22 protein-coding genes are annotated in these 25,504 nt (G+C 62.3%); 5 read left to right on the top strand and 17 right to left on the bottom strand.

All coding sequences use genetic code 11. The features are described from left to right. Nucleotides 1-40 precede the first annotated feature (40 nt). The 4 genes from NLY43_RS29825 to NLY43_RS29810 all read right to left on the bottom strand — a co-directional run bounded on the left by NLY43_RS29825 (nucleotide 41) and on the right by NLY43_RS29810 (nucleotide 5,909). Nucleotides 41-1,081 (bottom strand): SDR family oxidoreductase, encoded by a 1,041-nt coding sequence (locus tag NLY43_RS29825; protein WP_023712682.1) that lies wholly within the window; start codon nucleotides 1,079-1,081, stop codon nucleotides 41-43. Nucleotides 1,082-1,116: 35 nt separating this feature from the next. Further along, nucleotides 1,117-3,036 (bottom strand): potassium transporter Kup, encoded by a 1,920-nt coding sequence (locus NLY43_RS29820; protein ID WP_286459217.1) that lies wholly within the window; start codon nucleotides 3,034-3,036, stop codon nucleotides 1,117-1,119. Between the two features lie 141 nt (nucleotides 3,037-3,177). After that, entirely contained in the window at nucleotides 3,178-5,091 is a 1,914-nt protein-coding gene (locus NLY43_RS29815) for a potassium transporter Kup (protein ID WP_286459216.1), read from the bottom strand. Nucleotides 5,092-5,168: 77 nt separating this feature from the next. After that, nucleotides 5,169-5,909 (bottom strand): pyridoxine 5'-phosphate synthase, encoded by a 741-nt coding sequence (locus tag NLY43_RS29810; protein ID WP_023712486.1) that lies wholly within the window; start codon nucleotides 5,907-5,909, stop codon nucleotides 5,169-5,171. 112 nt (nucleotides 5,910-6,021) lie between these two features. On the opposite strand from NLY43_RS29810, the gene NLY43_RS29805 reads away from it, so the two are divergent. Then, nucleotides 6,022-6,441, top strand: a complete 420-nt coding sequence (locus tag NLY43_RS29805) for a SpoIIAA family protein (RefSeq protein WP_023682069.1) — start codon at nucleotides 6,022-6,024, stop codon at nucleotides 6,439-6,441. Nucleotides 6,442-6,461: 20 nt separating this feature from the next. Here NLY43_RS29805 and NLY43_RS29800 read toward each other — a convergent pair whose 3' ends face one another. The 10 genes from NLY43_RS29800 to NLY43_RS29755 form a co-directional block, all read right to left on the bottom strand. Next, on the bottom strand, nucleotides 6,462-7,589 hold the full coding sequence (locus NLY43_RS29800; protein ID WP_023712485.1) for an ATP-dependent DNA helicase: 1,128 nt from the start codon (nucleotides 7,587-7,589) through the stop codon (nucleotides 6,462-6,464). A gap of 348 nt (nucleotides 7,590-7,937) precedes the next feature. Further along, complete coding sequence (locus NLY43_RS29795) at nucleotides 7,938-8,285, bottom strand: nitrile hydratase accessory protein (RefSeq protein ID WP_023712484.1); 348 nt, start codon at nucleotides 8,283-8,285, stop codon at nucleotides 7,938-7,940. After that, complete coding sequence (nthB, locus tag NLY43_RS29790; RefSeq protein ID WP_023712483.1) at nucleotides 8,272-8,931, bottom strand: nitrile hydratase subunit beta; 660 nt, start codon at nucleotides 8,929-8,931, stop codon at nucleotides 8,272-8,274. The genes NLY43_RS29795 and nthB overlap by 14 nt, the downstream gene beginning before the upstream one ends. Further along, complete coding sequence (nthA, locus tag NLY43_RS29785) at nucleotides 8,928-9,551, bottom strand: nitrile hydratase subunit alpha (protein WP_023690920.1); 624 nt, start codon at nucleotides 9,549-9,551, stop codon at nucleotides 8,928-8,930. Before nthA ends, nthB begins: the two co-directional genes overlap by 4 nt. A gap of 64 nt (nucleotides 9,552-9,615) precedes the next feature. Beyond that, nucleotides 9,616-12,777, bottom strand: coding sequence for an efflux RND transporter permease subunit (locus NLY43_RS29780; protein WP_023712482.1), 3,162 nt, complete (start codon nucleotides 12,775-12,777; stop codon nucleotides 9,616-9,618). Further along, on the bottom strand, nucleotides 12,774-14,069 hold the full coding sequence (locus tag NLY43_RS29775; protein WP_023712481.1) for an efflux RND transporter periplasmic adaptor subunit: 1,296 nt from the start codon (nucleotides 14,067-14,069) through the stop codon (nucleotides 12,774-12,776). Before NLY43_RS29775 ends, NLY43_RS29780 begins: the two co-directional genes overlap by 4 nt. A 223-nt stretch (nucleotides 14,070-14,292) precedes the next feature. Further along, nucleotides 14,293-14,889 carry a LysE family translocator gene (locus NLY43_RS29770; protein WP_023712480.1) on the bottom strand — a complete coding sequence of 199 codons (597 nt, stop codon included), beginning with the start codon at nucleotides 14,887-14,889 and terminating at the stop codon, nucleotides 14,293-14,295. A 99-nt stretch (nucleotides 14,890-14,988) separates the two neighbouring features. Further along, complete coding sequence (ilvN, locus tag NLY43_RS29765) at nucleotides 14,989-15,561, bottom strand: acetolactate synthase small subunit (protein ID WP_023668352.1); 573 nt, start codon at nucleotides 15,559-15,561, stop codon at nucleotides 14,989-14,991. An 82-nt stretch (nucleotides 15,562-15,643) separates the two neighbouring features. Next, nucleotides 15,644-17,440, bottom strand: coding sequence for an acetolactate synthase 3 large subunit (locus NLY43_RS29760; protein ID WP_023712479.1), 1,797 nt, complete (start codon nucleotides 17,438-17,440; stop codon nucleotides 15,644-15,646). Between the two features lie 323 nt (nucleotides 17,441-17,763). Beyond that, complete coding sequence (locus tag NLY43_RS29755) at nucleotides 17,764-18,726, bottom strand: DUF1236 domain-containing protein (RefSeq protein ID WP_023712478.1); 963 nt, start codon at nucleotides 18,724-18,726, stop codon at nucleotides 17,764-17,766. A gap of 583 nt (nucleotides 18,727-19,309) precedes the next feature. On the opposite strand from NLY43_RS29755, the gene NLY43_RS29750 reads away from it, so the two are divergent. The 3 genes from NLY43_RS29750 to NLY43_RS29740 all read left to right on the top strand — a co-directional run bounded on the left by NLY43_RS29750 (nucleotide 19,310) and on the right by NLY43_RS29740 (nucleotide 21,811). Further along, a complete protein-coding gene (locus NLY43_RS29750) occupies nucleotides 19,310-19,612 on the top strand; it encodes a DUF1236 domain-containing protein (protein ID WP_023731684.1) in 303 nt (100 codons plus the stop codon). 163 nt (nucleotides 19,613-19,775) lie between these two features. Then, nucleotides 19,776-21,167 carry a sensor histidine kinase gene (locus NLY43_RS29745; protein ID WP_023690914.1) on the top strand — a complete coding sequence of 464 codons (1,392 nt, stop codon included), beginning with the start codon at nucleotides 19,776-19,778 and terminating at the stop codon, nucleotides 21,165-21,167. After that, nucleotides 21,164-21,811, top strand: coding sequence for a LuxR C-terminal-related transcriptional regulator (locus NLY43_RS29740; RefSeq protein WP_023668347.1), 648 nt, complete (start codon nucleotides 21,164-21,166; stop codon nucleotides 21,809-21,811). Before NLY43_RS29745 ends, NLY43_RS29740 begins: the two co-directional genes overlap by 4 nt. Nucleotides 21,812-21,860: 49 nt before the next feature. Here the strand turns inward: NLY43_RS29740 and NLY43_RS29735 are convergent, their stop codons facing one another. The 3 genes from NLY43_RS29735 to tmpA form a co-directional block, all read right to left on the bottom strand. Continuing rightward, on the bottom strand, nucleotides 21,861-22,289 hold the full coding sequence (locus NLY43_RS29735; RefSeq protein ID WP_023731683.1) for a hypothetical protein: 429 nt from the start codon (nucleotides 22,287-22,289) through the stop codon (nucleotides 21,861-21,863). Between the two features lie 392 nt (nucleotides 22,290-22,681). Beyond that, entirely contained in the window at nucleotides 22,682-23,266 is a 585-nt protein-coding gene (tmpB, locus tag NLY43_RS29730; RefSeq protein ID WP_023707734.1) for a (R)-1-hydroxy-2-trimethylaminoethylphosphonate oxygenase, read from the bottom strand. Continuing rightward, nucleotides 23,263-24,414, bottom strand: a complete 1,152-nt coding sequence (gene tmpA, locus NLY43_RS29725) for a 2-trimethylaminoethylphosphonate dioxygenase (protein ID WP_023712477.1) — start codon at nucleotides 24,412-24,414, stop codon at nucleotides 23,263-23,265. Before tmpA ends, tmpB begins: the two co-directional genes overlap by 4 nt. A gap of 121 nt (nucleotides 24,415-24,535) precedes the next feature. Between tmpA and NLY43_RS29720 the strand changes: the two genes are divergently transcribed. Next, on the top strand, nucleotides 24,536-25,426 hold the full coding sequence (locus NLY43_RS29720) for a LysR family transcriptional regulator (protein WP_023712476.1): 891 nt from the start codon (nucleotides 24,536-24,538) through the stop codon (nucleotides 25,424-25,426). Nucleotides 25,427-25,504 lie beyond the last annotated feature (78 nt).

Raw genomic sequence — 25,504 nt, 5'->3', positions numbered from 1 at the left:
TGCGGGACGCCGAGCCCTTAAGGTTCGGCCTCCCGCACAATTACTTACGTCGCTTGACCAGTCCCAGCCGGATCAGGCTTTCGCCCGTGGCAATCAAAGCATCTTCGCGCGAGCGTGGCGCCCAGCCGAGCACGCGCACCGCCTTGGCGTTGGTGGCGTTCTTGATCTTGCCCAGTTCCGTTGCGAGTTGTGCCGCTTCCGGATTAAACAGCCCGATGATGCGCACCAGCCAATCGGGAAACTCCCGCGTCGAGACGCGCGACGCCGCCGGCCCGAGCCGCGTCTTCAGGGTCTGCGCGATCTCGCGCACCGTCATGAAATCGCCGGCGACAGCGAGGAACCGTTCGCCCTTGGCGGCGGGGTGGGTCATGGCGCGAACATGCAGATCCGCCACGTCGCGCGCGTCGACGACGCCGAAGGACAGGCGCGGCAGCCCAGGCACGGCGCCGTTCAGCATGCGCTGGACAAATTCGGTCGAGGTCGAATGGTCCGCGCCGAGCACCGGTCCAAAGATGCCAACGGGATTGACGACCGCAAGCTCCAGCGCGCCGCCCTGCTCGGCGATGAAATCCCAGGCCGCGCGCTCGGCGAGCGTCTTGGACTTCACATAGGCGCTGACCTTGCCTGCCGGATCGGTCCAGTTTTCCTCGTTGAAAGGCTGCCCATCCGCGCGCATCTTGCCATAGCCGACGGCCGCGAAGGATGAGGTGAGCACGACGCGCCTGACCCCGGCATCCCGCGCCGCCCGCAGCACGCGCAACGCGCCCTCGCGCGCCGGAAGGATCAGGTCATCCTCATGCGTGGGCACGCCGGGCGGAAAAGGCGATGCGACATGCAGCACGTAATCGCAGCCGGCCACCGCCGCCGGCCAGCCTGCGTCGGCCATCAGATCGGCATGGGCGAATGAAAGGGCGTCACCGGGCTCCGTGCCACCTGCCTTGAGCATGGCGAGCACATCGGCTTCGCGCCTGGCCGATCGCACGGAGGTGCGGACGCGGTAGCCGGCCTTCAACAGTTCGAGGATGCAGTGAGCGCCGAGGAAGCCGGACCCGCCGGTGACCAGCACCAATTCGCCGCTCATATTAGCCTCCTCGACGATTTATCCGTTCGAGACCCTCAGATCGCCACCTGCGTGCCGATCTCGACCACACGTCCGGTCGGGATCTGGAAATACTCCGTCGCATCGGCCGCCGAGCGGGCGAGCCCGATGAACAGCTTGTCCTGCCACACCGGCATGCCGGAATTGGGCGATGCCTTGAGCGAGCGCCGCGACAGGAAGAACGACGTCGTCATGATGTCGAACTTCCAGCCCTGCTTGCGGCAGATCGCCAGCGCGCGCGGAATGTTGGGCTGCTCCATATAGCCGAAGGTCAGCGTCACCCGCATGAACAACTCGTTGACTGTCTCCATCTTGACCCGCTCGCTGTCGGGCACCAGCGGCTGCGGTGCGGTGACCACCGACAGAATGACGTTCTGCTCGTGCAGCACCTTGTAGTGCTTCAGGCTGTGCATCAGCGCTGTCGGCGCGCTTTGCGGATCGCTGGTCAGGAACACGGCGGTGCCGGACACCAGCTGCGGCTTCTTCTTCAGCAGATTGCCGGCGAGGAAATCGAGCGGGATTTCGTTGCGCCGGGTCTTGTCGAACAGATAGCGGCTGCCGCGCACCCAGGTCCACATCGCCAGAACGATGGTGAAGGCCACCGCAAGCGACGCCCAGCCGCCCTCGAACACCTTCACGATGTTGGAGGCGAAGAAGCCGATGTCGATGAAGCCGAACAGCGCCGTCATGGCGACCGCCACCCACAGCCGCCATTTCCAGATGCGGGTCATGACGACGAACAGCAGCACCGTCGTCACCAACATGTTGCCGGTCACCGAGATGCCATAGGCGGAGGCGAGCTTGCTCGATTCGCCGAAACCGACGACCAGCAACATCACCGCCAACGCCAGCAAAACATTGACGCGCGGCATGTAGATCTGGCCCGACTGCCGTTCCGACGTGTGCAGGATTTCGAGGCGCGGCAGCATATTGAGCTGCACCGCCTGCCTGGTCAGCGAGAAGGCGCCCGATATGACCGCCTGGCTGGCGATGACCGTCGCCGCGGTTGCCAATACCACCATCGGGATCAGCGTCCAGCCTTCGTTCATCTCGAAGAATGGATGGCCGACGTGACCGTTCTTCGCCAGCACGAAAGCGCCCTGCCCGGCATAGTTTAGCAGTAGGCAGGGAAACACGATGGCCAGCCAGGCGAGCACGATGGGCTTGCGGCCGAAATGGCCGAGATCGGCATAAAGCGCTTCGGCGCCGGTGACGGCGAGGAAGATGGCGCCGATGGTGACGAAGGCGACATCGGGCGAATTGATCAGGAAGGCGACGATGTAGTGCGGGCTGACCGCCCACAGGATTTCGGGATCGGCGATGATGTGGTTCAAGCCCGAAAGACCGATAGCCAGGAACCAGACCGCCGTGATCGGCCCGAAGATCAGCGCCACACCGCCGGTCCCGAAGCGCTGCACCGAAAACAGGATCGCCAGGATGACCAGCGTCAGCGGCACGACGTAGGGCTGGAAGGTCGGGGTAACGACATTCATGCCTTCAACCGCCGAAAGCACCGAGATTGCCGGCGTGATGACGGCGTCACCGAAGAACAATGACGCGCCGACAATACCGATGGCCAGGATGATCGCCGAGCGGGTCGGGAAACTGCCGCGCGCCAGCGCCATCAGCGACAGCACGCCGCCCTCGCCTCGGTTGTCGGCTCTGAGCACAAACATGATGTATTTGATGGTGACGATAATCGTCAACGACCAGATGATCAGCGACAGCACGCCCAGAATATCGCCGCGCTCGGCGATTTCGCCGCCGGAGGACGCAACAAGCGCTTCCCGGAAGGCGTAGATCGGGCTGGTGCCGATGTCGCCATAGACCACGCCGAGCGCGCCCAGCATCAGAACTTTGGTGCTGTGCTGTTCGATTTCGGGATGGCTCGATTGTTCGACGGGTTCTGCCTCAATACCAGCATTGGTAAGGGCCATGGACGACACTCCGATAAGCGCGCGGTGCTCTACGCTTGCTGCGATGCAATATCAAGTGCCGTGACGGTAGGGCTACCATGTTCCCAGCGCAGGGCTTGCCCCGCAATGACCGGTGCGTGGCGTCAAAGGCTGCCGGAAACCTCAGATCGCCACCTGCGTGCCGATCTCGACCACACGTCCGGTCGGGATCTGGAAATACTCCGTCGCATCGGCCGCCGAGCGGGCGAGCCCGATGAACAGCTTGTCCTGCCACACCGGCATGCCGGAATTGGGCGATGCCTTGAGCGAGCGCCGCGACAGGAAGAACGACGTCGTCATGATGTCGAACTTCCAGCCCTGCTTGCGGCAGATCGCCAGCGCGCGCGGAATGTTGGGCTGCTCCATATAGCCGAAGGTCAGCGTCACCCGCATGAACAGCTCGTTGACTGTCTCCATCTTGACCCGCTCGCTGTCGGGCATCAGCGGCTGCGGTGCGGTGACCACCGACAGAATGACGTTCTGCTCGTGCAGCACCTTGTAGTGCTTCAGGCTGTGCATCAGCGCTGTCGGCGCGCTTTGCGGATCGCTGGTCAGGAACACGGCGGTGCCGGACACCAGCTGCGGCTTCTTCTTCAGCAGATTGCCGGCGAGGAAATCGAGCGGGATTTCGTTGCGCCGGGTCTTGTCGAACAGATAGCGGCTGCCGCGTATCCAGGTGGTCATGATCAGCCCCATGAGGCAGGCAACGGATATTGACACCCATCCGCCTTCCACGATCTTGACGACATTCGCCAGGAAGAAACCCATGTCGATGGTGCCGAACAGCAGCGCCAATGCCAGGGCGAGCCCAAGCTGCCATTTCCACAAATTGCGCATGACAACGAACAGCAGAATGGTTGTCATCAGCATCTCGCCGGTCACCGAAATTCCGTAAGCGGAAGCCAGCGAACTCGAGCTGCCGAAGCCGACAACCAGCAGCATCACTCCCATGGCGATGAGCAGGTTGACGCGCGGCATATAAATCTGGCCGCTCTGCATTTCGGACGTGTGCTGCACCTCGATGCGGGGCAGCAGGTTGAGTTGCACTGCCTGACGTGCCAGCGAAAAAGCACCCGAGATCACCGCCTGACTGGCGATCACGGTGGCGGCCGTTGCCAAGCCGACCATTGGCATCAGCGCCCAATCCGGCAACATCTCGAAGAATGGATTGGTCGGCCTGCCGCCATTCGCCAATACAAAGGCGCCCTGGCCGAAGTAGTTGAGCAGCAGGCAAGGAAACACCACGGAAAACCACGCGAGCACGATCGGCTTGCGCCCGAAATGTCCAAGGTCGACATAAAGCGCCTCGGCCCCCGTTACCGCCAGGAACACTGCACCAACGGTCACGAAAGCGGCGGTCGGCGTGCCGGCTAAGTAGGCGATCGCATAATACGGGTTGATCGCCAACAGCACCGAAGGATCATCCATCAGGTGGTAGAGCCCGGAAACGCCGATGGCCAGGAACCATAGCGCCGTCACTGGCCCGAATACTGCCGCCACCTTCCCCGTGCCGAAGCGCTGCACGGAGAACAGAAATGCCAGGATGACCAAGGTGATCGGAACGACATAGGCCTCCAGCGTCGGTGTCACCACTTCCAGGCCCTCAACTGCCGACAGCACGGAAATGGCCGGAGTTATGATAGCGTCTCCGAAAAAAAGCGACGCGCCGCAAAGTCCGATGCCGAGGATAAGCTTGGCGCCTTTTGGATAGGCGCTGCGCGCCAGCGCCATCAGGGACAGCGTGCCGCCCTCGCCCTTGTTGTCGGCGCGAAGCACGAAAGCGACGTATTTTATGGTGACGATAATCGTCAGCGCCCAGACGATCAGCGACAGCACGCCCAGGACATCTATGCGCGTGTCGGTACCAGGCGAAGCGTGAAGCGCCTCGCGGAAGGCATAGATCGGGCTGGTGCCGATATCGCCATAGACGACGCCAAGCGCGCCCAGCATCAGAACTTTGGTGCTGTGCTGTTCAGTGTGGGAGTGGTTCGGTTGTTCGACGGGTTCAGCCTCGCTACCGATGCTGGAAAGAGCCATCGACTACTCCCCGATCACCGCGCGGTGCGCCTTGCTTGCTGTCATGCGATATCACCTTCGACACAAGCCTTCCACCGCTACCAACCGCAAGCCTTCAGAAACCGCCCCACCGTGGCGGCCATGCCATACTCCAACGCATCGGCTGTCAACCCGTGTCCGATAGACACTTCGGCCAATGCCGGAATGCGCTTTGCTAATGCCGGAAGGTTGTTCACCACCAGATCGTGCCCGGCATTGACCTGGAGCCCGGCGGCGAGTGCGGCATCCGCGGTTTTTCCCAATCTTTCCAGCTCCTTCCGCGCCTTGGCGGAATCGGAATGGTAGCTGCCGTACGGCCCGGTATAGAGCTCGATGCGGTCGGCGCCGGTGTCGCGCGCGGCATTGACGCCGGTGGGATCCGGATCGGAAAACAGCGACACGCGGAAGCCCCCTTTTTTCAGACGCTTGACGATCGGGATAAGGAACGCCGCCTCGGCGGCAAAGTTCCAGCCATGGTCCGATGTCGCCTGCGCCGGATCGTCGGGCACGAGCGTCACCTGCTCCGGCTGGTGCCTTTCCACAAGCGCCAGAAAATCCTCGGTCGGGTAGCCCTCGATGTTGAATTCCGCCTTGGGAAACTCGTCGTCGATCAGCGCCCGGATCTCCGGCAGGTCGGAATGCCTGGTGTGGCGCTCGTCGGGCCGCGGATGAACCGTCAGCCCGTGCGCGCCGGCCGCCAACGCCAGGCGGCCGAGCCCGGTGACGCTGGGCCACGGCAGGTTGCGGCGGTTGCGCAGCATGGCGATGGCGTTGAGATTGACCGAGAGTTTCGCGGGCATGGCGTGAGGTCCGGCTGTTTGTGCAGCGCATCTATACTGCCTTTGATGGGAACAGACAGGGGCTTTCGGGTGTTCCAGTGATGACATCTGCTCGCAAGGGGGAACCCAGCCAATGAATTTTCTCCAATCCGTGCCCGCGATCCGCCGCCTCGAAACCGACCGTGAGGACCTTTTCGCCATCGACGTCGTCGGCCATGTATCGGCAGCCGACGGCGAAAATCTGTTCGGATTGCTGGAGGCTGCCTACGCGCTGCACCCGAGGATCGACGTCTTGGTGCGGCTGGTCGACCATGAGGGCGTCGACTGGATCGATATGGACGACGAGACGCTGAAACAAGGTACGGTTCATGCGCTAGAGCATATCGCCCGGTGCGCGACGATCGGTGAGCCCGACTGGATAGCGGATGCGCGGAACTTCCTTCCGGCTTCGCCACCCATCGAGTTCAGGCACTTCGCGGCCGAGGATGAAGCGGATGCCTGGCAATGGCTGGGTGCGACGCCACTCAGCCCTGCTGCGCCGGCTGCTACCTGACGCCGGCTATCTAACGCCAGCTATCTAACAATCGTCAGCCGCTCTGCCGCCCGCGTTATGGCAGTATAGAGCCAGCGCTGGCGGGTTTCCTTGAACGCCCAGCTCTCGTCGAACAGCACGACATCGTTCCACTGCGAACCCTGCGCCTTGTGCACGGTCAGCGCGTAGCCATAGTCGAAATCGTCAAAGCGCTTCTTCTGCTGCCAGGGGATATCGGCGTCCGGATCCTCGAAAGCCGACTTGAGCAGCTTGATCTTGGCGACGCCGCGGTCGGGATCGTCCTCCTCGGGCGAGACCAGAAGGTTGATGCCCGGCTTCACCGTCTCGCGCGACGAGGTCATCACCTTCCACAGCGAACCGTTGAGCAGGCCCTTGGCGGGGTCGTTGCGCAGGCAGACCAGCTTGTCGCCGGCCTGCGGATAATCGGCATTGAAACCCTTCAGCTCGCGCAGGCGCTGATTGTAGCGGCGGCGTGTGCGGTTGGTGCCGACCAACACCTGGTCCGCCTTCAGCACCAGCTCCTGGGTGACGTCCTCCTTGCCGATGACCTGCGCGGTGCCGTAGTCGCCGCGCATGAACTCGCGGCCCTCGCGCACGTCGAGCGCCAGCTGGATGATCGGATTGTCGCGCGCCTGGCGGTGGATTTCGGTCAAGAGCACATCCGGCTCATGCTCGGTGAAAAAGCCGCCGCCCGAGATCGGCGGCAGCTGCGCCGGATCGCCAAGCACCAGGATCGGCGTGCCAAAACTCAGAAGGTCGCGCCCGAGCTGTTCGTCGACCATCGAGCATTCGTCGATGACGACCAGCTTGGCGCGCGAGATCGGACTTTGCCGATTGAGCGAGAAGGTCGGCGACATCGAGGTCTTGCCGGTCACCTCGTCCGACACCGATTCCTCGCCTTTCGGCCGGTAGATCAACGAATGGATGGTGCGGGCATTGACCGCGCCCTTGGAACGCAGCACCTGCGCCGCCTTGCCGGTGAAGGCGGCGAACTGCACCTGCCCGTCGACATGCTCGGCAAAATGGCGCGCCAGCGTGGTCTTGCCGGTGCCGGCATAGCCGAACAGCCGGAAGACCTGCGGCCGGCCCTCTTTCAGCCAGCGCGCCACCGCTTTCAGAGCCTCGTCCTGTTGGGGGGAGAATTCCATCGGTTCGACAGACCGGATTCGCGAGAGAAAGACAAGGCCGCCACCATCAATGCCGGAGGCGCTCAGGCTAACAGCGCCGAAACCGAACGTAAAGGGAACAAGCATTGAGAACGGAGGGCAATCGCTTCAGATAATGACAAACCGCCAGCGCTGCCCCTCATTGCCCTGCCGGGCATTTCTCCCCGTATACTGACCGGGAGAAAAAGGCTGGCCGCAGCCTCGGCGCCATCATGAGATGCTTGAGATTGGCGAAACCATGGACGCGAGCGACCCCTCTCCCCGTCGTACGGGGAGAGGATGCCGGCAGGCAGGTGAGGGGCGGCGCAAACATCGCGAGGACTTCATCCCTCACCAATCCCCGGGATCGTTCTCCAACAAAATCGGCTTGCCGTGCGGGGTTGCATGCGCGGCGCGTTCCCAGGCGGCGGCGAGCGTGTCGACATCGTTTTTGCCGGCGACGCCCTTGGCCGCCAGCAGCGTTTCCAGCGCCGCCAGCCAATGCTCGTAATAATCGTGGCCATCGCTTGCGGCGCCCGGCTTCTTCACTTGCGCCGACAGCGCATCGGCCCATTCGCTCCACGAAAACAGGCCCTTGTCATGCAGCGCCACCGTCATGGCGAAGGCTTCGGCCTGCCAGGGTTCGGCGAATACCGGTTCGTCCAGACCCGCCGGCAATGCACCTTCAGGCCGGCTCAAGATAGCTCTCCCAGGCATCGATCGAGACGGTCAGCGTCGAGTCGGCGCCCTCGCCCCACATTTCCGAGCCATCGAAGACCACGGTATAGACCCATTGCGGGTTTTCACCGATGCCATGCGCGTTGCTGTCGGGGAACACAAAACCGTCACGCACGGCTTCGATAACTCCGTGCTTGCCGCGCGCATAACGCGGTAGCCTTGTGTGGCCGGTGGGATTGAAATTCTTTGTCCGCACCGGGTCGCCGGCCTTGAAGCGCGGCGCCGTCTCAACCGGCCGGTCGCAGGGACTGCCCTTGGCCAGTACCGCCGGCACGTTTTCGGCCTTCAACACCCTTTTGGGCGTCGCCGCCGGATCGACCGCCCGACCCTCCGTCAGATCGCGCTCGCTGACGAAGCCATGGCGCTTCAGCAGCACCTCGAGCGCTTTGATCCAGATCTGGTAGTAGCTCGACGAATAATACACGGCCGGATGCAGCGATTCCCTGGCGTGTCGGCTCTCGTCGATGTTCCACGCGCCCATGGCGCCGGCAGTCAGCGTGACGCCGAGCGCCCGCCTCTCCCAATCCGCATGAAAATACGGTTCGTCCTTTTCGGGCGCGACCGGCCCGAAACCCATCTGCCCACCGAGATCCTGCGGCCCGTTCATGCCGGTACCTTCTTTGTCCCGGGTTCTTTGGCCACCGCCGTGCCGATCATCGCATCGCGGCTGACCAGTTCGGCGAGTTGGTCCTCACTCCAGCCTTCGGTACCGTCAGGCCGCATCGGCACCACGAGATAGCGCAGTTCGGCAGTCGAATCCCAGACGCGGATGTTTTTCTCCGCCGGCAAGGTCAGCCCGAACTCCTCCAGCACGCCGCGCGGATCGATCACGGCGCGCGAGCGATAGGGCGGCGCCTTGTACCAGACCGGCGGCAGGCCGAGCACCGACCACGGATAGCAGGAGCACAGCGTGCAGACGACGAGGTTGTGCGTCTCGTCCGTGTTGAACACCGCCTGCATGTGCTCGCCCTGGCGGCCGGTGTAGCCCAGCGAGGTGATCGCCGCAGTCGCGTCGCGCTTCAGCCACTCGGCAAAGGCCGGATCGCTCCAGGCTTTCGCCACCGCCCTGGCGCCGTTGCGCGGCCCGATCTTGGTCTCGTAGGTGTCGACGATGACGTCGATCGCCGCCGGATCGATCAGGCCTTTTTCGGTGAGGATGGTCTCCAGCGCGCGCACGCGCGCCGCAAACGGGTCAAGTTCGTTGTCGTGGTCATGATCATGGGACATGACCGCAGATTAGGATCGGCGGCACGCGGCCGCAAGCATGACAGCTTGGGCCACGGGCTATCGCCTATTCGGCGGCGGCCCTTTGCGGCTCGAGCCGATCCTCGGGAGCGAACAGCGAGGCCTGCTCGCCGCTCTCGACCGCATGCAGCTCCGGCCTGTTCTTTTTCGAAGAGAAGAAGCTCATCAGCCAGCCGGAGAAATTCTCGAAATAGACATAGATGACAGGGGTGACGAACAGCGTCAGCGCCTGGGAAGCGAGCAGCCCGCCGACGACCGCGACACCGAGCGGTTGGCGCAGCTCAGCACTGGCGCCGGTGCCGAGCGCGATCGGGAACGTGCCCATCAGCGCCGCCAACGTCGTCATCATGATCGGCCTGAAACGCATCAGGCACGCCTTGTGTATGGACTCCTTGGCCGACATGCCTTCTCGTCGCAGCTCCAGCGCGACGTCGACCATCATGATGCCGTTCTTCTTGACGATGCCGATCAGCATCAGGATGCCGATCACCGCGATCACCGACAGGTCCATGCCGGCAAAGCGCAGCGCGACCACCGCGCCCAGCACCGCCGAAGGCAGGCCGGTCAGGATGGTGAGCGGATGAATGAAGCTCTCATAGAGGATGCCGAGCACGATATAGATGGTCAGAATGGCGCCGCCGATCAGCAGGCCCTGATTGGCGAGCGAATCCTGGAAGGTCTTGGCGGTGCCGGCAAAGCTGGTCGAAATCGCCGGCGGCATGCCGATCTGCTCCTTCAGCGCGGCGATGCGGGCCGTGCTGTCGCCCAGCGCCACGCCTTGCGGCAGATTATAGGAGATGGTGACCGCCGGCAGCTGGCCGAGCTGGTTGACCGTCAGCGCGCCGGCGGTGCGGTCGACGCGGGCAAAGGCGCCGAGCGGCACCAGGCTGCCGCTTGCCGTCCTGACCTGGATGGCCAGCATGCGCTCGGGCGACCATTCGATGTTGGGATCGAGCTCCATGATGACTTCGTAGCTGTCGGCCGAGCCGAAGATCGTCGAGACCTGCTCCGTGCCGAAGCCGCCATAGAGGCTGGAGCGCAGCGTGTCGGTGTCGATGCCGAGCGACGCCGCCTTGTCGCGATCGACCACCAGCGTCGCCTGCAATGAATTGTTCTGCAAATCGCTGGTGACGTCGGTGAAATTCGCATGATCGGCCGCCATCGCATCGTTGAGCTTTTGCGCCCATGTGTCGGTCAGGCCGGTATCGAGGCCCTGAACGACGAGCTGGTAGGCGCTGGCGGAAGAACGCGCGCCAAGCCGCAGGTTCTGCACCGGCTGCATATAGGCATCGATCCCCGGCACAGTGGCCAGTTGCCGCCGCAGATCCGACAGCACCTTGTCGATGTCGGGGCGCTGGCTCTTGTCCTTCAGCTGCACATAGAGCTGGCCCTGGTTCAGCGCATTGTTGCCGCCGCCGGCTGACCAGGCGACATGCGAGACATAGGGCGAATGCGAGAAGACACTTGCCGCCTGGTTCTGCAGCTTGACCATGGCCTCGTAGGAGATGTCCTGCCTGGCGATCGTCGTAACCGAGATCTGGCCGATATCCTCTTGCGGGAAAAAGCCTTTCGGCGAGACCTCGATCAGCCAGACCGACCCTGCCGCCGTGCCGGCGAAGACGAGGAACACCAGAAAAGTGTGGCGCAGGCAGAAGGTCAAAAGCCGGTCATAGCCGCGGGTGACGATATCCTGCTTGTGGCCGGGGGCATGCTTGTCGCGATCGGCCTTGGTCACCGACAGCAAGCGCGAACACAGCATTGGCGTCAGTGTCAGCGACACGAACATCGAAGCCAGGATGGCGACCGTCACCACGACGGCGAATTCGTTGAAGATGCGGCCGATGACGCCGCCCATTAGAAGCACGGGGATGAACACCGCCACCAGCGAGATCGAGATCGAGATGATGGTGAAGCCGATTTCGCGCGCGCCCTTCAGCGAGGCATCGAAGGCCGAGAGACCGTCCTCCTCCATGTGGCGAAAGATGTTTTCCAGCATGACGATGGCGTCGTCGACGACGAGGCCGACTGCGAGCGTCAGTCCCATCAGCGAGATGTTGTCGATGGAGAAGCCGAACAGGAACATGGCGCCGAGCGTCGCGATCAACGAGATCGGCACCGCCACGGCCGGAATGATGGTTGCAGTCACCCGGCGCAGGAAGACAAAGATCACCATCACCACCAAAGCGATGGTCAGAAGCAGCGTGAACTGGACGTCGTCGACGGCCTGGCGGATCGAGGTCGAACGGTCGTTGAGCAGCTTGATGTCGGCGGCGGCCGGCATTTGGTCCTTGAACGACGGCAGCATCGCCTTGACCTTGTCGACGACGTCGACCGTGTTGGCGTCGGGCTGGCGCTGCACCGCCAGGATGATGGCGCGCGTGCCGTCATACCAGCTTGCAGTCGTCGTGGTCTCGACCGAGTCGATGACGCGCGTCACCTCGCCCAGCCGCACCGGATGGCCGTTCTTGGTGGCGATGATGAGGTTGGAGAACCCGGCGGCATCGGTGAGCTGCGTATTGGCCGTGATGGTCAGCTGCTGCTTGTCGTTCTGCAAGACGCCGAGCGGCGTGTTGGAGTTGGCCGACGCGATTGCCGTCTGCAGCTGGTCGATCGAAATGCCGCGCGCCGCCAGCGCCGTCGGGTCGATCTGCACGCGCACCGCATATTTCTGCTGGCCGAAGATCGACACCTGCGCCACGCCGTCGATGGTCGACAGCGAGGGCGAGATGACGTTTTCGGCGAAGGCGTCGAGGTCGGTGAGCGGAACCGTGTCGCTGACCAGCGACATCAGAAGGATCGGCGCGTCGGCCGGATTGACCTTGCGATAGCTCGGCGGCGCTGTCATCTCGGGCGGCAGTTGCCGCTGCGTGCGTGCGATCGCCGCCTGCACGTCGGCGGCCGCCGCGTCGATATCCCGGTTGAGCACGAACTGGATGGCAATGGACGTGCGTCCCAGCGAATTGCTGGTCGAGATGGAATCGATGCCGGCAATGGTGGCGAACTGCTTGATCAGCGGCGTCGCCACCGAAGTGGCCATGGTTTCGGGTGACGCGCCGGCCAGGTTGGCCGAGACATTGACGACCGGGAATTCGGCGCTCGGCAGCGCCGCCACCGGCAGGAACTTGTAGGCAAACAGCCCGCCCAGCACGAGCGCGAACGACATCAGCAGCGTCGCGACAGGCCTTCTTATGCAGAATTCTGAGATCATTGGGCAGCTCCGCCGGCTTTGTCGGCTTCCGCCACCTTGGGCGCTGCCTGACCGCCGGCAGTTGCCTTGCCTTCATGCACGCTGGCGCCGTCCTTCAGCCTGGTTTGGCCCTCGACGACAACCTTCTCGCCTGACTTGACGCCCTCGCTGATGGCGCTGTTTTCGCCTTCGGTCAGCGCCACCTGCACAGGCCGCATCTCGACCGTGTTGTCCGGCTTGACGACATAGACGAACGGCCCCTTCTGGCTGGGCTGGATCGCGACCGTCGGGATGGATGGCATCTGCGGCATGATGCCGGCGTCGAGCACGACATTCACATATTGGCCGGGCCACAGTGAAAGATCGGCATTGGGAATGCTCGCCCGTGTCGCGATGGTGCCGGATGCGGTGTCGACGCTAGAATCGACGAAGTCGAGCGTGCCCTTGCCGATCGGCGTCGGATCGCCATCCTTGGTCAGCGTCACCGCGCCTTGCTGCGGGTTGGCCAGCGCCTTGTGCAGCAGCGCCAGGTTACTCTCCGGCAGGTTGAAGTTGACTTGCAGCGGATCCATCTCGGTGATCGTCACCAGCGGCGTGGCCGTGCTCGAGTTTCCGTTGCTCAAGGTGACGAGGTCACCGACCGAAACGTTGACCGCCCCCAGCCGGCCGGCAATCGGCGCCTTGATGCTGGCAAAGCCGAGCTGGACATTGTCGGCGTCGATCGTCGCCTTGTCGGCATCGACCGTCGCCGCCGCAGCCTTTTGCGCCGCCACCGCCTGATCGTAAGTCTGCTGCGTGCCGGCCTGCTTGGCGACGAGATCCTTGGCGCGCTGAAGGTCGGAGCCCGAACTGGTTAGCAGGGCCTGGTCCTTGGCGAGCGTCGCCTGATCCTTGGCAAGCTGCGCCTTGAGCGCCCTGTCGTCGAGCGAGAACAGCAGGTCGCCGGCCTTCACCATCTGGCCGTCCTTGACGTCGATCGATACGATCTGGCTGGACACGCGGGCGTTGATGTTGACCACGGCCGGCGACGACACGAAGCCGATGGCATAGCGGCGGATCGGGAAATCGGCTGTCGTCGCGGTGGCGGAAACGATCGAGGCCGAACGAGCGCCATTGCCGCCTGCACCGGATTTGCCGCCAGCATTGTCGGCCGAAGCCTTGTCCGATCCAACCGGCTTGTCCGCTGCTGCCGTCTGACTGGCGCCCGGCAGCATCTGCTGCAGACTGCTCGTCGCCGCCGGCGAAAAATAGACCCACGCCGCGGCGACACAGGCCGCTGCCACCACCACCGCCAGAACGACTTTTCCGCGCATCGACTAAAAGCCCTATGATCCGACACGCCGAACCCGGTGGTCTCATTCTACGCAATCACGGCGCCTTGCCGCGATCTCGCCGAAGTAGATAGGACGCACATTTGTCGGAAAAGGGCCAAAACACGGCATTACGAAGATTTAATGTGCACTGCACAATGACTATGCAGCCGGCTCAGCAGCCGGAAAACCAGCCAGGATGCTTGAGATTTCAGGCCGGATGCGTCTATTTCAGCATCGGCCAGAGCGTCGCCGCCAAGAGCACGCCCATGGCGATGTTGAACCCTTTCAGCCGCACCGGATCCGACAGGAAGCCGCGCAGCGCCGTGCCGAAGCCGGCCCACACCGAGACGCTCGGCAGGTTGACGACGGTGAAGGCGATCGCGATCAGCGCCACCGACAGGAACGGGTGGCCCGGATTGGAGTAGACGGCCATGGCGGTGATCGCCATCACCCAGGCTTTCGCATTGACCCACTGGAATGCGGCTGCCTCGATGAAGCGCATCGGCCGTGCCTCCGTCTCACCCTTGCTGGACAGCGAGCGCGACATGGCGATCTTCCAGGCGAGATAAAGCAGGTAGGCGCCGCCGGCGATCTTCAATCCAGTGTGCAAGGCCGGAAACGTCGTCAGCACCGCGCCCAGGCCGAAGCCGACGGCAAGCAACAGCACCAGGAAACCCATGCTGATGCCCAGCATATGCGGAATGGTTCTGACGAGGCCGAAATTCACGCCCGACGCCAAGAGCATGAGGTTGTTCGGCCCCGGCGTGATCGAGGTCACGAAGGCGTAGACCAAAAGTGCAAGGAAAGCGTCGAGGGTCATGACGGCTCACAAAGGTCAGTAATGCTGACTTAAATCGACAGGGCGCTGGACGCAACCTCATTCCATTGGTCCAAAGCGCCGCGCCGCGCGCATGAAGGCCTACATCCCCTGCGGGCCGCGGTTCATCGCCGCCACGCCGGTGCGGCAGATCTCGACCAGGCCGAGCGGCTTCATGATGGCGATGAACTGGTCGAGTTTCGAGCCCTTGCCGGTAATCTCGAAGATGAAGTGCTCGGTGTTGGCGTCGATGACCGAAGCGCGAAAAGCGTCCGCCAGACGCAGCGCCTCGACGCGGGCTTCGCCGGTGCCGGCGACCTTGACCAGCGCCAACTCGCGTTCCAGCGGCCGCTCCTGGCCGAACTCGTGCGAGCGCACGGTGAGATCGACGACGCGATGCACCGGCACGATGCGTTCGAGCTGGTGCTTGATCTGCTCCAGCACATGCGGCGTGCCGCGCGTCACGATGGTGATGCGCGACAGGTGCTTCTCGTGTTCGGTCTCGGAGACGGTGAGGCTCTCGATGTTATAACCGCGGCCGGAAAAGAGGCCGATGACCCGGGCAAGCACGCCGGGCTCATTGTCGACCAGCACGGAGAGCGTGTGGTTCTCCGGCTTCTCCGTTTCCTTGGCGATGAAATAGGCGGAGCCGGTCGGTTGAAGCTGTGCGTTCATGACATGAATCTCGTTTTCAGACTTTTGAGCTAATTCTCTGTTTGCGCACGGCTTCTCGTGACAGCCCTGCCCCGGCTTGGACCTAGACCAGTTCCCTGCCCTTGGCGTCGATGGCGTTGGCCACGGCCTCATCCGTCGCCTCGTCCGGCAGGAGCATTTCATTATGCGCCTTGCCCGACGGGATCATCGGGAAGCAGTTGGCGAGTGTCGCCACCCGGCAATCGAACAGCACCGGCTTCTTCACCGCAATCATCTCCTTGATCGCGTCGTCCAACTCGTCCGGCTTCTCACAGCGAATGCCGTGGCCGCCATAGGCGTCAGCCAGCTTGAGGAAGTCGGGCATCGCTTCGGTATAGGAATGCGACAGGCGGTTGCCGTGCAGCAGCTGCTGCCACTGACGCACCATGCCCATATACTGGTTGTTGAGGATGAAGATCTTGATCGGCGCATTGTGCTGCACCGCCGCGCTCATCTCCTGCATCGTCATCTGCACCGAGGCGTCGCCTGCGATGTCGATGACCAGCGCGTCCGGGTGCGCGATCTGCACGCCGAGCGCAGCCGGCAGACCGTAGCCCATCGTGCCCAACCCGCCCGACGTCATCCAGCGGTTCGGCTTCTCGAAATGATAGTGCTGCGCCGCCCACATCTGGTGCTGGCCGACCTCGGTGGTGATGTAGGTGTCCATGTCCTTGGTCAGCTCGTAGAGCCGCTGGATGGCATATTGCGGCATGATCACATCGTGGTTCATCTTGAACGCGAGCGAGTCACGCGCGCGCCATTTGGCGATCTGCTCCCACCAGGGATGGAGCGCCTTCTTGTCGGCCTTGGCGCTCGCCCGCCACAGCCGCACCATGTCCTCCAGCACCCGGCCGACATCGCCGATGATGGGCACTTCCGTGTGCACGTTCTTGTTGATCGACGATGGATCGATGTCGATGTGGATCTTCTTCGAGTTGGGCGAGAAGGCGGTCAGCCGTCCGGTGATGCGGTCGTCGAAGCGCGCGCCGATGCAGATCATCACGTCGCAATCATGCATCGCCATATTGGCTTCATAAGTGCCGTGCATGCCCAGCATGCCCATCCAGTTCTTGCCCGATGCCGGATACGCGCCGAGGCCCATCAGCGTCGAGGTGATCGGGAAGCCGGTGAGGTCGACCAGTTCGCGCAGAAGATGGCTGGCCTCCGGACCGGAGTTGATGACGCCGCCGCCCGAATAGATGATCGGCTTCTTGGCGCTGGCCATCAGTTCGACGGCGGCCTTGATCTTTTCCAGGTCGCCCTGGACCTTCGGCTGGTAGCTGGTGCGCGGCGCCGCCTGCGGCGGCACATAGATGCCTTTGGCGAACTGCACATCCTTCGGAATGTCGACCACCACCGGGCCGGGGCGGCCGGTCGTCGCGACATGGAAGGCCTCATGGATGGTGGCGGCCAATTCGTTGACGTCCTTCACCAGCCAGTTGTGCTTGGTGCAGGGGCGCGTAATGCCGACCGTGTCGCACTCCTGGAACGCGTCGGAGCCGATCAGCGAAGTCGGCACCTGCCCGGTCAGGCAGACCAGCGGGATCGAATCCATCAGCGCATCCTGCAGCGGCGTCACCGCATTGGTGGCGCCCGGGCCGGAGGTCACCAGCATGACGCCGGCCTTGCCGGTCGAGCGGGCATAGCCTTCGGCCGCATGCCCTGCGCCTTGCTCGTGGCGGACGAGGATGTGCTCGACCTCGTCCTGCTGGAAGATTTCGTCATAGATCGGAAGCACCGCGCCGCCGGGATAACCGAAGACATGCTTGACGCCATTGTCCTTCAGCGCCTGCACCACCATTTCGGCGCCAGTCATTTCCCTGTTTGGCATTTCGCGCCGTTCGTTCTGTCCGTTGCTCATCGGTCTGGTCCCGTACTTCTAGCCATGAGGCGATTGCTGGTCGTTTAATCGTGTTTCGGGCAATAAAAAAGGCCCCCGATGGGAGCCTGTGTGTTGCGCATGGGAGGTTTTCGCCCGGCGGTTACACCGCCTTGCCCACGCGCTTTCCTACGAGAATGAGTGCCTTTTTCATCGTGGCGGACACTACGAGGGTGAAAGGCAAGGTGTCAACGGGAAAAACGCGCGATGCGAGCAAGTGGCCCGCCGCCTCTGGTCGGCGGGCCACCGCGGCGCATACGATACCCCTCAATCGCACCGCGCCGGGAACAAGAGTCACTGCCGTGTCACGTCAGGATCAGCACGATCTTGTACGTATCCGGGTCGACGATGACGATGCGCCCGTCGGCCAGCACGAAGTACTCATAGGATTCGTAGGCCGGGACGATCTTGACAATGCGCGCCGGCAGACGGTGCAGGCGCACTTTGTGCCGCGGCACCTCGATGCCGACCGAAATGTCGAAGTCGACGTTCTTCACCGGCTCAACCCTGGTCTCGTGGATGATCTGCGTGACCTGCGTCTTCTGCTCGACGGTCACGTTGTTGATCGAGGCCGTATTGCCCTGGTCGGTCTGGACGTTTGTGTTGCCCTGAGCGTTCTGCTCGGTGGTGGTCCCGGCCTTGCCCTGGGCCTGCTGGTCCGTGCTGGTGCCGGTCTGGCCCTGAGCGTTCTGCTCGGTGCTGGTCCCGGCTTTGCCCTGAGCCTGCTTCTCGGTGCTGGTGCCGGTCTGGCCCTGAGCATTCTGCTCGGTGCTGGTCCCCGCCTTGCCCTGGGCCTGTTCATCCGTCTTGAGCTTGGCCTTGCCCTGAGCCTGCTTCTCGGTGCTGGTGCCGGTCTGGCCCTGAGCATTCTGCTCGGTGCCGGTCCCCGCCTTGCCCTGGGCCTGTTCATCGGTCTTGAGCTTGGCCTTGCCCTGAGCCTGCTGATCGGTCGTGGCGCCGGCCTGGCCCTGAGCATTCTGCTCGGTACTGGTCCCGGCCTTGCCCTGTGCCTGTTCATCCGTCTTGAGCTTGGCTTTGCCCTGAGCCTGCTGATCGGTCGTGGCGCCAGCCTGGCCCTGTGCATTCTGATCGGTCTGTGACTTCATCTTGCCTTGCGCCTGTTCGCCGGCCTTGCCGCCCTTCTGGCAATCGGCCGCGCCAGCGGCGCAGTTGTCGCCGCCGCTCGGCTGCACAGCCTGGGTCTGGGCGATCGCGGCGCCGCACCCGACGCCAAGCGCAATCATGCTCGTGATCAACACATGTTTCATCTGCTTTCTCCTTAAGAGTCGGTCCCTCAGCCTAGCCAACTCTGTCAAAAATACTTTGTTCCGCATTTTGTGAATAAAATCGGGCTTCTAAGAAGACCAATAGATGTAGGCAGTAGTTTTTGGCAACAATCAGCTACAAATTGCATCAAAAAATTAATGCAACGCAAGATTTTTGCTTTTTTCTGAGTTTGTGATCCATAGCGATGACACCAGGCTCACAAGCTTAGAAATACTCCCGTCGTCATGACCAGGATGGCTACCCCGAAAACAGGCAAGAGCAACCATCGTGCCTGATGGACGCTGTTGTCCATTAACGCCTCCCACAAGTGCTGATCTCAACGATGCGAGGAACCCTGTGTTCCGCCCTGAAGAGGCTCTAGGACCTCTACAGCCTGGCACCAGACTTTGGTCCCTCCCTCTATAGTCCATTGGCCCGATGACGCCCGGACCGAAGCCCCACGCGGGAACGCAGCCGCGAAAAGCCCGTTCGGCTCCCGGTGTGCATCAACTCACCTAACACCACCCGTATCGGAATCGAGCTCGCGCAAGATGCATGAGCGTTGCTCGCATGAAGGAGAGAATCATGACGACCATGTACCAGTCGACCGCAATTGCCGGATTCTTGCTGCTCGCGAGCGCGGGCGTAGTTGCCGCTCAAGACGTCATCATCGCGCCGGAGCAGGAAACGGTTGTGCGCGAATACGTGAAAAAGCAGCCCCTTGCGTCGGTGAAGATTCCAGGTGTCGAATTGAACGTGGGGACCGCCATTCCCGACACGGTGGAACTGCATGAAGTGCCGAGCGTCAAGTATCGCTACGTTGTGGTCGACGGGCGAACCGTGCTGGTCGACCCCGGCACGCGGAAGATCGTCAAGATCATACAGTAACGCTGATCCCACCGCCGTTCCCCGCGGGTGGCGGTGGGATCATGCCCTGAAATTGCGGTTTCCCCGGCAATTCAACCTAGCGCTTGCTCGCACCATCGACCGTTCTAGATGTAGGATGGCTTAGGCATTTTGGCGCGGCCAAAGTCGCGGGGTCGGTTGAGACGTGCGCTACATTGATAGTCTCTATCAAAACTGGAACAGGCTATCATTGGCTTGGCAGTTCATCATAGTCGGAAGCATTGGGCTGCTGTCGCTGATGCTGGTCGTCGGCCTATGGGTCACCTCGCAAATACGAGATGGAGTGATCCGCAACTCTGCAAGCACGACCGCGCTTTACGTCGACAGTGTCATCGCGCCAATCCTGCCGGATATGCGCAAAAGCCAGCAGCTCAGCGACACCGTTAAACGGGCGCTCGATGAAACCCTGGACCAGGGTGCTCTCGGCAAAAAACTGGCGTCGTTCGTGCTTTGGCGGCGTGATGGCAAGGTGCTGTACGCCAAAGACGCGGCTCTTATCGGCCAGACCTTCGAGCCAAATGCGAACTTGCTGCATGCGTTCGGTGGAAACGTGGTGGCGCAATTCAATGATCTGGACGAAAATGAAAGGAAGGAACGGAAGAGCCCCACCGCCTCGCTGCTCGAGATCTACAATCCGGTTCGAGAGCCGTGGTCGGGCGATGTTGTGGCCGTTTCCGAGTTCTACGAGATAGCCGACGATCTTCAGGGCACTTTAAACTCGGCACTATGGTCGAGCTGGCTGCTCGTGGCTGGCGCGACCGCGGTCGCCTTGGCGATGCTCTCGGGAATCGTGCTTCGCGGCAGCAGCACTATCGAAACGCAGCGTTCAGCGCTTGAGACACAAGTGGCCGAACTTCAGTTGCTTTTGGAGCAGAATTCCGCTTTGCGGGAGCGCGTCCAGCAGGCGTCGCGCCGCGCAACGGCAATCAACGAGCGTTACTTGCGTCGCATCGGGTCTGATTTGCATGACGGTCCAGCTCAGCTGGTCGCACTGGCTGCGCTGCGCATGGACAGCCCTCTGCTGCTCGATCCCGCCGCATCCCCAAGCCACCGGAAGACCGAGATCGCCGATATCCATCATACGTTGGACGAGGCGATGCGGGAGATCCGCGCCATCTGCACCGGCCTCGTGCTGCCACAGATCGAAGCTTCGACAGTCGCGGAGATATTGCGGCTTGCGGTTGCCGAACATGAACGCCGGACGGCCTCCTCCGTATCGCTTTCACTGCCATCTCGCCTGCCCGACCTGGGGACGTCCGAGAAAATAAGCATCTTTCGCTTCGCGCAGGAGGGGCTGAACAATGCCTGGCGACACGGTCTGGGCAAGGGGCAGGCTGTCAAGGCGAGAGTGACGCAGGGCAAGCTCCTCATTCAAGTGCTTGATCACGGCCCTGGATTCCAGTCGGGATCGTGTGAAGGACTTGGACTCGCCGGTATGAGGGAACGTATCGAAAGTATCGGAGGTCACTTCGAGACCTTTTCGAGCCCCAGGGGGACCCGGCTGACCATAACGCTCAACATCGAGGACCAGAAATGACCGCTCCCATAAGGATTGCCATTGTTGATGATCATCCGCTGTTTCGCGAGGGTGTGGCTCGCAGCCTCGCCGAAATCGGCGGCTTCGAAGTCGTTGGTGCGGGCGAAACCGCGACGGATGCCGAACAGCTTGCGGCCTTGGCAAATCCCGACATATTGCTGCTAGACATCAGTTTGCCGGGAGGGGGTCTGGCGGCAGCGGAAAATATTCTTGCAACTCAGCCTGACTGCAAGATCGTCATGCTCACCGTCTCGGAGGCGAACGCCGATTTGGCAACGGCGCTCAGGCTGGGCGTACGCGGATATGTGCTGAAAGGGATTGGGGCGGCATCGCTGGCCGAGGTGCTGACTTATATAGCCGCAGGAAAAAAATATGTTTCGCCGACCCTGTCAGCGCAGCTTTTGAATGAACTGATCCGGCCGGAAAAGCGCACAACCGATCTCGTTGCCAATCTCTCGGGACGCGAGCTTGGGATAATCTCCTTGGTAGGCGAAGGACTGAGCAATAAAGAAGTCGCCAAACGTCTCAACCTGCAGGAGAAAACGGTAAAACACCACATGACTCGGATATTTCAAAAGCTAAAGGTGCGAAACCGCACCGAAGCAGCCATTCTTATGCACGCGCCCAAAACGGGTCTTGTATAGGGAGATCGGGGCTTGTCTGAAGGTCGGATGCTGGTTGGCGAACCAACAGTTACAGCCCTTTCAGACGAGCAATGTCGGAGGCCCTTACGGCGCGTTCGACAATTGTCCTTCCAAGCGGATCCTTCATAGTGAAGCGGCCGGCCTCGATGCTTTCGCTGAATCCATCGCGATGCACGACCTGGATTTTGGCGCCCTGTACCGTCACCGTGTCGCCAGCGGCATTGACTTGGCTACTGGGAGCTTGGCTACCGGCGGCGTTGTCGCCGGCACCATTTTTTCCCTTTCCGTTGGCGTTGCCATTCCCGGCGTTGCCGCCTGAGCCATTACCGTTACCACTACCGTTGCCACCACCGTTACCATTGCCATTGTTTCCGCTCTTGGCGCTGGCAGCGGCGAATTCGATCTTGTAACCGTCGACATGGCTCAACCGCAGACCAAGCACCGGCATCGTCACCGCAACCGCCGCGAATACGCGCAAGCTAAAGTACGCCCGGCGACGCACGGATGAAAACAGGGGCTGCCTTTCTCCATTCATGCCACCATCACATCATGATGTGTCACGGTATTCAAGAATGAACAGCCCAAAATTGCGGCTCACAAACGCTGAGGAAACTCTCCTTTCGTGCTTGCAGCTCGATTCTCAGACCTTCGTCTGAGTCAAGTATACACCGAAGTCTGACCTACTGATCTTGGGCCGCGCCGACGGATGTCGCAATAAAATCCGCGGTGACAAGGCTCGTCACCGGTAGGGATCGGCAGCGAGGCGCGAGCGCCTGCGCACGCACGCTCGCGGCAAGTCTGCGGCGGCATACGGTTAGCGCATGTTTGCCGTCGAAACGGTGCATATGCCGTTCCTTCCCCGGATTGCGATCAGGCGCGATTGGCGAAGTCGCGGACAACCCGCTGCAGCAGCGGCATGTAGTCGCGAAATGCCCGGGTCTTCATGTTGGCGATCTTGCCGGCCTCGTCCCAAATGCGAACCCGCACCGCTTCCTCGTGGAACGGGTTCTTGCGGAACTCGGCCACCTCTTCGGCATTCATCGGCCCGCCTTGCAGCGACAGCGTGTGGACCGAGGCCTGCGACAGCCTGCCGAAATAGGTGGGGTCGGTAGCGCAGAGGTAGCGCTTGGCCGCGACATGCAGCCTGACGCATTCGACGATCACCGGTGGAAAGAACGGCGCCAGCACCTCGCCGCCGGCTTCGTCATGATGCTTGTCCTCGACATCGTCGGGCGAATAGGTGCCGAACTCGCTGGTGTAGTGGCCGATATCGTGCAGCAGTGCTGCCGCCACCAGCACATCGGGCGCGCCGTCCTTTTCGGCGAACCAGGCGCCCTGCAACATGTGCTCCGACATGGTGACGGGTTCGCCGAGATAGGATTCAGCCCCTCGGCGTTCGAAAATATCGGCGATGAATTCGACGATGTTGCTCGCGTTCAAATCCTGGCTGCTCATTCCGCTGCTTCCTTGAATTCGTGTTCGATCGCCGACAGCGTCGACAAAAGGCCATCCTTGTCGGCGTAGCAGCCCTGCAGCCAGCGCTTGCCGGCGCCGGAGAACTGCTTGCGGGCATGCATGACGCGGGTGTTGTCGACGATGAAGGCCTGGCCCGCCTCGAGCTTGAAGGTCACTTCGAAGGACGGATCCTCGATCAGTTCGGCAAACCGGCGATAGGCGGCGTAGTAGGCCTCCATCTCCGCGAACGGCACATCGACGGTCGGCGCCAGCGAGCGGTTGTTGAAGCGGATGGCGATGAGTTCGCCATCCGGCCCGAGCTCGATCATCGGCCGCTTGGCCTGCAATCGCACGCCCGACGAGCCGGCATATTCGAAGCGCGCCGGGTATGAACTCAACAGCCGGAAGCCTTCGGGGTTTTCGGCCTGCAGCGCGGCCGCCACGGCAAAACCATCGACGACGCTGGATTCGCCGCCCTCGACCGTGTTTTCGATACACGACAGGATCTGCAAGGTCGGCACCGGATCACGATAGGGGTTGTCGGTATGCGCCTGCAGGCCAAGATTGGTGTAGGCCAGATTGGTTGGATTGACCTCGGCGCGCACCTCGAACCAGCGGCCGTAATTGGTCTCCCTGATATAGCCGAACAGATCGGACACTTTGCACAGCGCCCCGGATTCGGCCGGCAGATCGTCCATCACCGCGAAGCCGTAGGTCTTCACCGCCGACAGCCATTGCCGCAAGACGGCGCGGTCGCGGCTGGCCGCGACATAGCCGGCGCGCGGCACCGAATTCTGCATAGAGGCCCTGGTCCATCGCACGGTGCCCTCGCCTGTCCAGCCGGGCTGTCGGGCGGCATCGCGGTCATAGGCATTGGCGCTCAGCCATGCCGCAGGAAAGCGCACCGTCTTTCCCTCCGGTTCGAAACTGACTTCAAGCGCATCGCCCTTGATCGCGGCTGCGCCGATCCATGTCTGCATGGGAATGTCGAGAATGGTGATCAGCCGCTGGCCGTTGCCGGCGCTACGCGTCTTGTCGTCGAGCGCATTGTCGCGCAACCACATGGCGTGAAAGCGAGTGCGCGCGCCGTCCTTCCACCCGAGGTCGATCGTTCTTCCTTCGTCGCCGATCAGCACCTGGCTAAGCATGGGGATCCGTTCCTGTCCGCAGCGCCCCGCAGCCAACTCCGCAGGGTTTCCGGTTGCATCGTGATGATGTCGAAGGCATAACTCAAATTATCATTTTGCAGCCAGAGGCCCTAAACGGTTTATGACTGAAACAACCCTGCCCTTGCCCCCGCTTGACTGGCTGCGGAGTTTCGAGGCCGCCGCGCGGCTGTCGAATTTCACCGCCGCCGCGGCCGAGCTTGGCCTGACCCAGGCTGCGGTCAGCCAGCACATCCGTTCTCTCGAAGAGCGGTTGAAGCAGCCGCTGTTCATCCGCCTGGCGCGCGGCGTCGAATTGACGCCGGAGGGTGCCGCCTACCTGCCGCATCTGCAATCGGCCTTCGCCGTGATCGCCAACAGCACGCGCGAGCTGTTTGAACCCAAGACCGTCCAGAGCGTGACGATCCGCTCGCCGATTTCCTTCGCCGTGCTGATGATCGCGCCGAAGCTGCCGCAAATGGCCAAGGACCTGCCCTTCGTCCAGCTGCAGATCGAGACCATCCACACACCGGCCGATTACGGCGAGCGCTTTGTGGGTCTCGACATCCGTTTCGGCATTGGCTCCGGCTCCTTTGCCGGACGGCAGGCCGACCGCCTCACCCGCGAAACCTTGACGCCGATGGCATCGCCACATCTCGCCAACGTCAAGGATTGGACGGGATTGCCGAGACTTACAGTGGTCGGCGCACGGGAAATGTGGGGCGAATGGTTCGCCGTCGCCCGGATGAAGCCGGCGCTCGGGCCGACGCACAAATTCGACAGTTTCGTTACCGCACTGGAGGCGGCGAAGCACGGCGCCGGCATGGTGCTAGGATCGCGACCGTTGGCCGACGCGGCACTGCGCGAAGGATCTCTCGTCACCCTGTCCGGCTTTACGCTGTCGAGCGGTGCCGGCCACTATCTGACCGCACCTTCGGGCGCGCATCTGAGCCCGGCCGAGGAAGCGGTCCGCCGCTGGTTCGTGACGGTCTTCGGCGTCCCGATTTCCCGATAAGCCCCTGAATACGCGGCAAACTATTGGACGACGTGACGCGGCGCATAATTTGCCGCGATACTGCGCCAGGCCGGACGT

Source organism: Mesorhizobium sp. C416B, assembly GCF_030323165.1.
Taxonomy (GTDB): Bacteria; Pseudomonadota; Alphaproteobacteria; order Rhizobiales; family Rhizobiaceae; genus Mesorhizobium.
This window is presented reverse-complemented; position numbering and strand designations above follow the sequence as displayed.

Excerpts from the sequence above, each read along its gene's own strand:
- NLY43_RS29825 (WP_023712682.1), bottom strand. The coding sequence starts at position 1,081 with ATGAGCGGCGAATTGGTGCTGGTCACCGGCGGGTCCGGCTTCCTCGGC.
- NLY43_RS29820 (WP_286459217.1), bottom strand. The coding sequence starts at position 3,036 with ATGGCCCTTACCAATGCTGGTATTGAGGCAGAACCCGTCGAACAATCG.
- NLY43_RS29815 (WP_286459216.1), bottom strand. The coding sequence starts at position 5,091 with ATGGCTCTTTCCAGCATCGGTAGCGAGGCTGAACCCGTCGAACAACCG.
- NLY43_RS29810 (WP_023712486.1), bottom strand. The coding sequence starts at position 5,909 with ATGCCCGCGAAACTCTCGGTCAATCTCAACGCCATCGCCATGCTGCGC.
- NLY43_RS29805 (WP_023682069.1), top strand. The coding sequence starts at position 6,022 with ATGAATTTTCTCCAATCCGTGCCCGCGATCCGCCGCCTCGAAACCGAC.
- NLY43_RS29800 (WP_023712485.1), bottom strand. The coding sequence starts at position 7,589 with ATGGAATTCTCCCCCCAACAGGACGAGGCTCTGAAAGCGGTGGCGCGC.
- nthB (WP_023712483.1), bottom strand. The coding sequence starts at position 8,931 with ATGAACGGGCCGCAGGATCTCGGTGGGCAGATGGGTTTCGGGCCGGTC.
- nthA (WP_023690920.1), bottom strand. The coding sequence starts at position 9,551 with ATGTCCCATGATCATGACCACGACAACGAACTTGACCCGTTTGCGGCG.
- NLY43_RS29780 (WP_023712482.1), bottom strand. The coding sequence starts at position 12,777 with ATGATCTCAGAATTCTGCATAAGAAGGCCTGTCGCGACGCTGCTGATG.
- NLY43_RS29775 (WP_023712481.1), bottom strand. The coding sequence starts at position 14,069 with ATGCGCGGAAAAGTCGTTCTGGCGGTGGTGGTGGCAGCGGCCTGTGTC.
- NLY43_RS29770 (WP_023712480.1), bottom strand. The coding sequence starts at position 14,889 with ATGACCCTCGACGCTTTCCTTGCACTTTTGGTCTACGCCTTCGTGACC.
- ilvN (WP_023668352.1), bottom strand. The coding sequence starts at position 15,561 with ATGAACGCACAGCTTCAACCGACCGGCTCCGCCTATTTCATCGCCAAG.
- NLY43_RS29760 (WP_023712479.1), bottom strand. The coding sequence starts at position 17,440 with ATGAGCAACGGACAGAACGAACGGCGCGAAATGCCAAACAGGGAAATG.
- NLY43_RS29755 (WP_023712478.1), bottom strand. The coding sequence starts at position 18,726 with ATGAAACATGTGTTGATCACGAGCATGATTGCGCTTGGCGTCGGGTGC.
- NLY43_RS29750 (WP_023731684.1), top strand. The coding sequence starts at position 19,310 with ATGACGACCATGTACCAGTCGACCGCAATTGCCGGATTCTTGCTGCTC.
- NLY43_RS29740 (WP_023668347.1), top strand. The coding sequence starts at position 21,164 with ATGACCGCTCCCATAAGGATTGCCATTGTTGATGATCATCCGCTGTTT.
- tmpB (WP_023707734.1), bottom strand. The coding sequence starts at position 23,266 with ATGAGCAGCCAGGATTTGAACGCGAGCAACATCGTCGAATTCATCGCC.
- tmpA (WP_023712477.1), bottom strand. The coding sequence starts at position 24,414 with ATGCTTAGCCAGGTGCTGATCGGCGACGAAGGAAGAACGATCGACCTC.
- NLY43_RS29720 (WP_023712476.1), top strand. The coding sequence starts at position 24,536 with ATGACTGAAACAACCCTGCCCTTGCCCCCGCTTGACTGGCTGCGGAGT.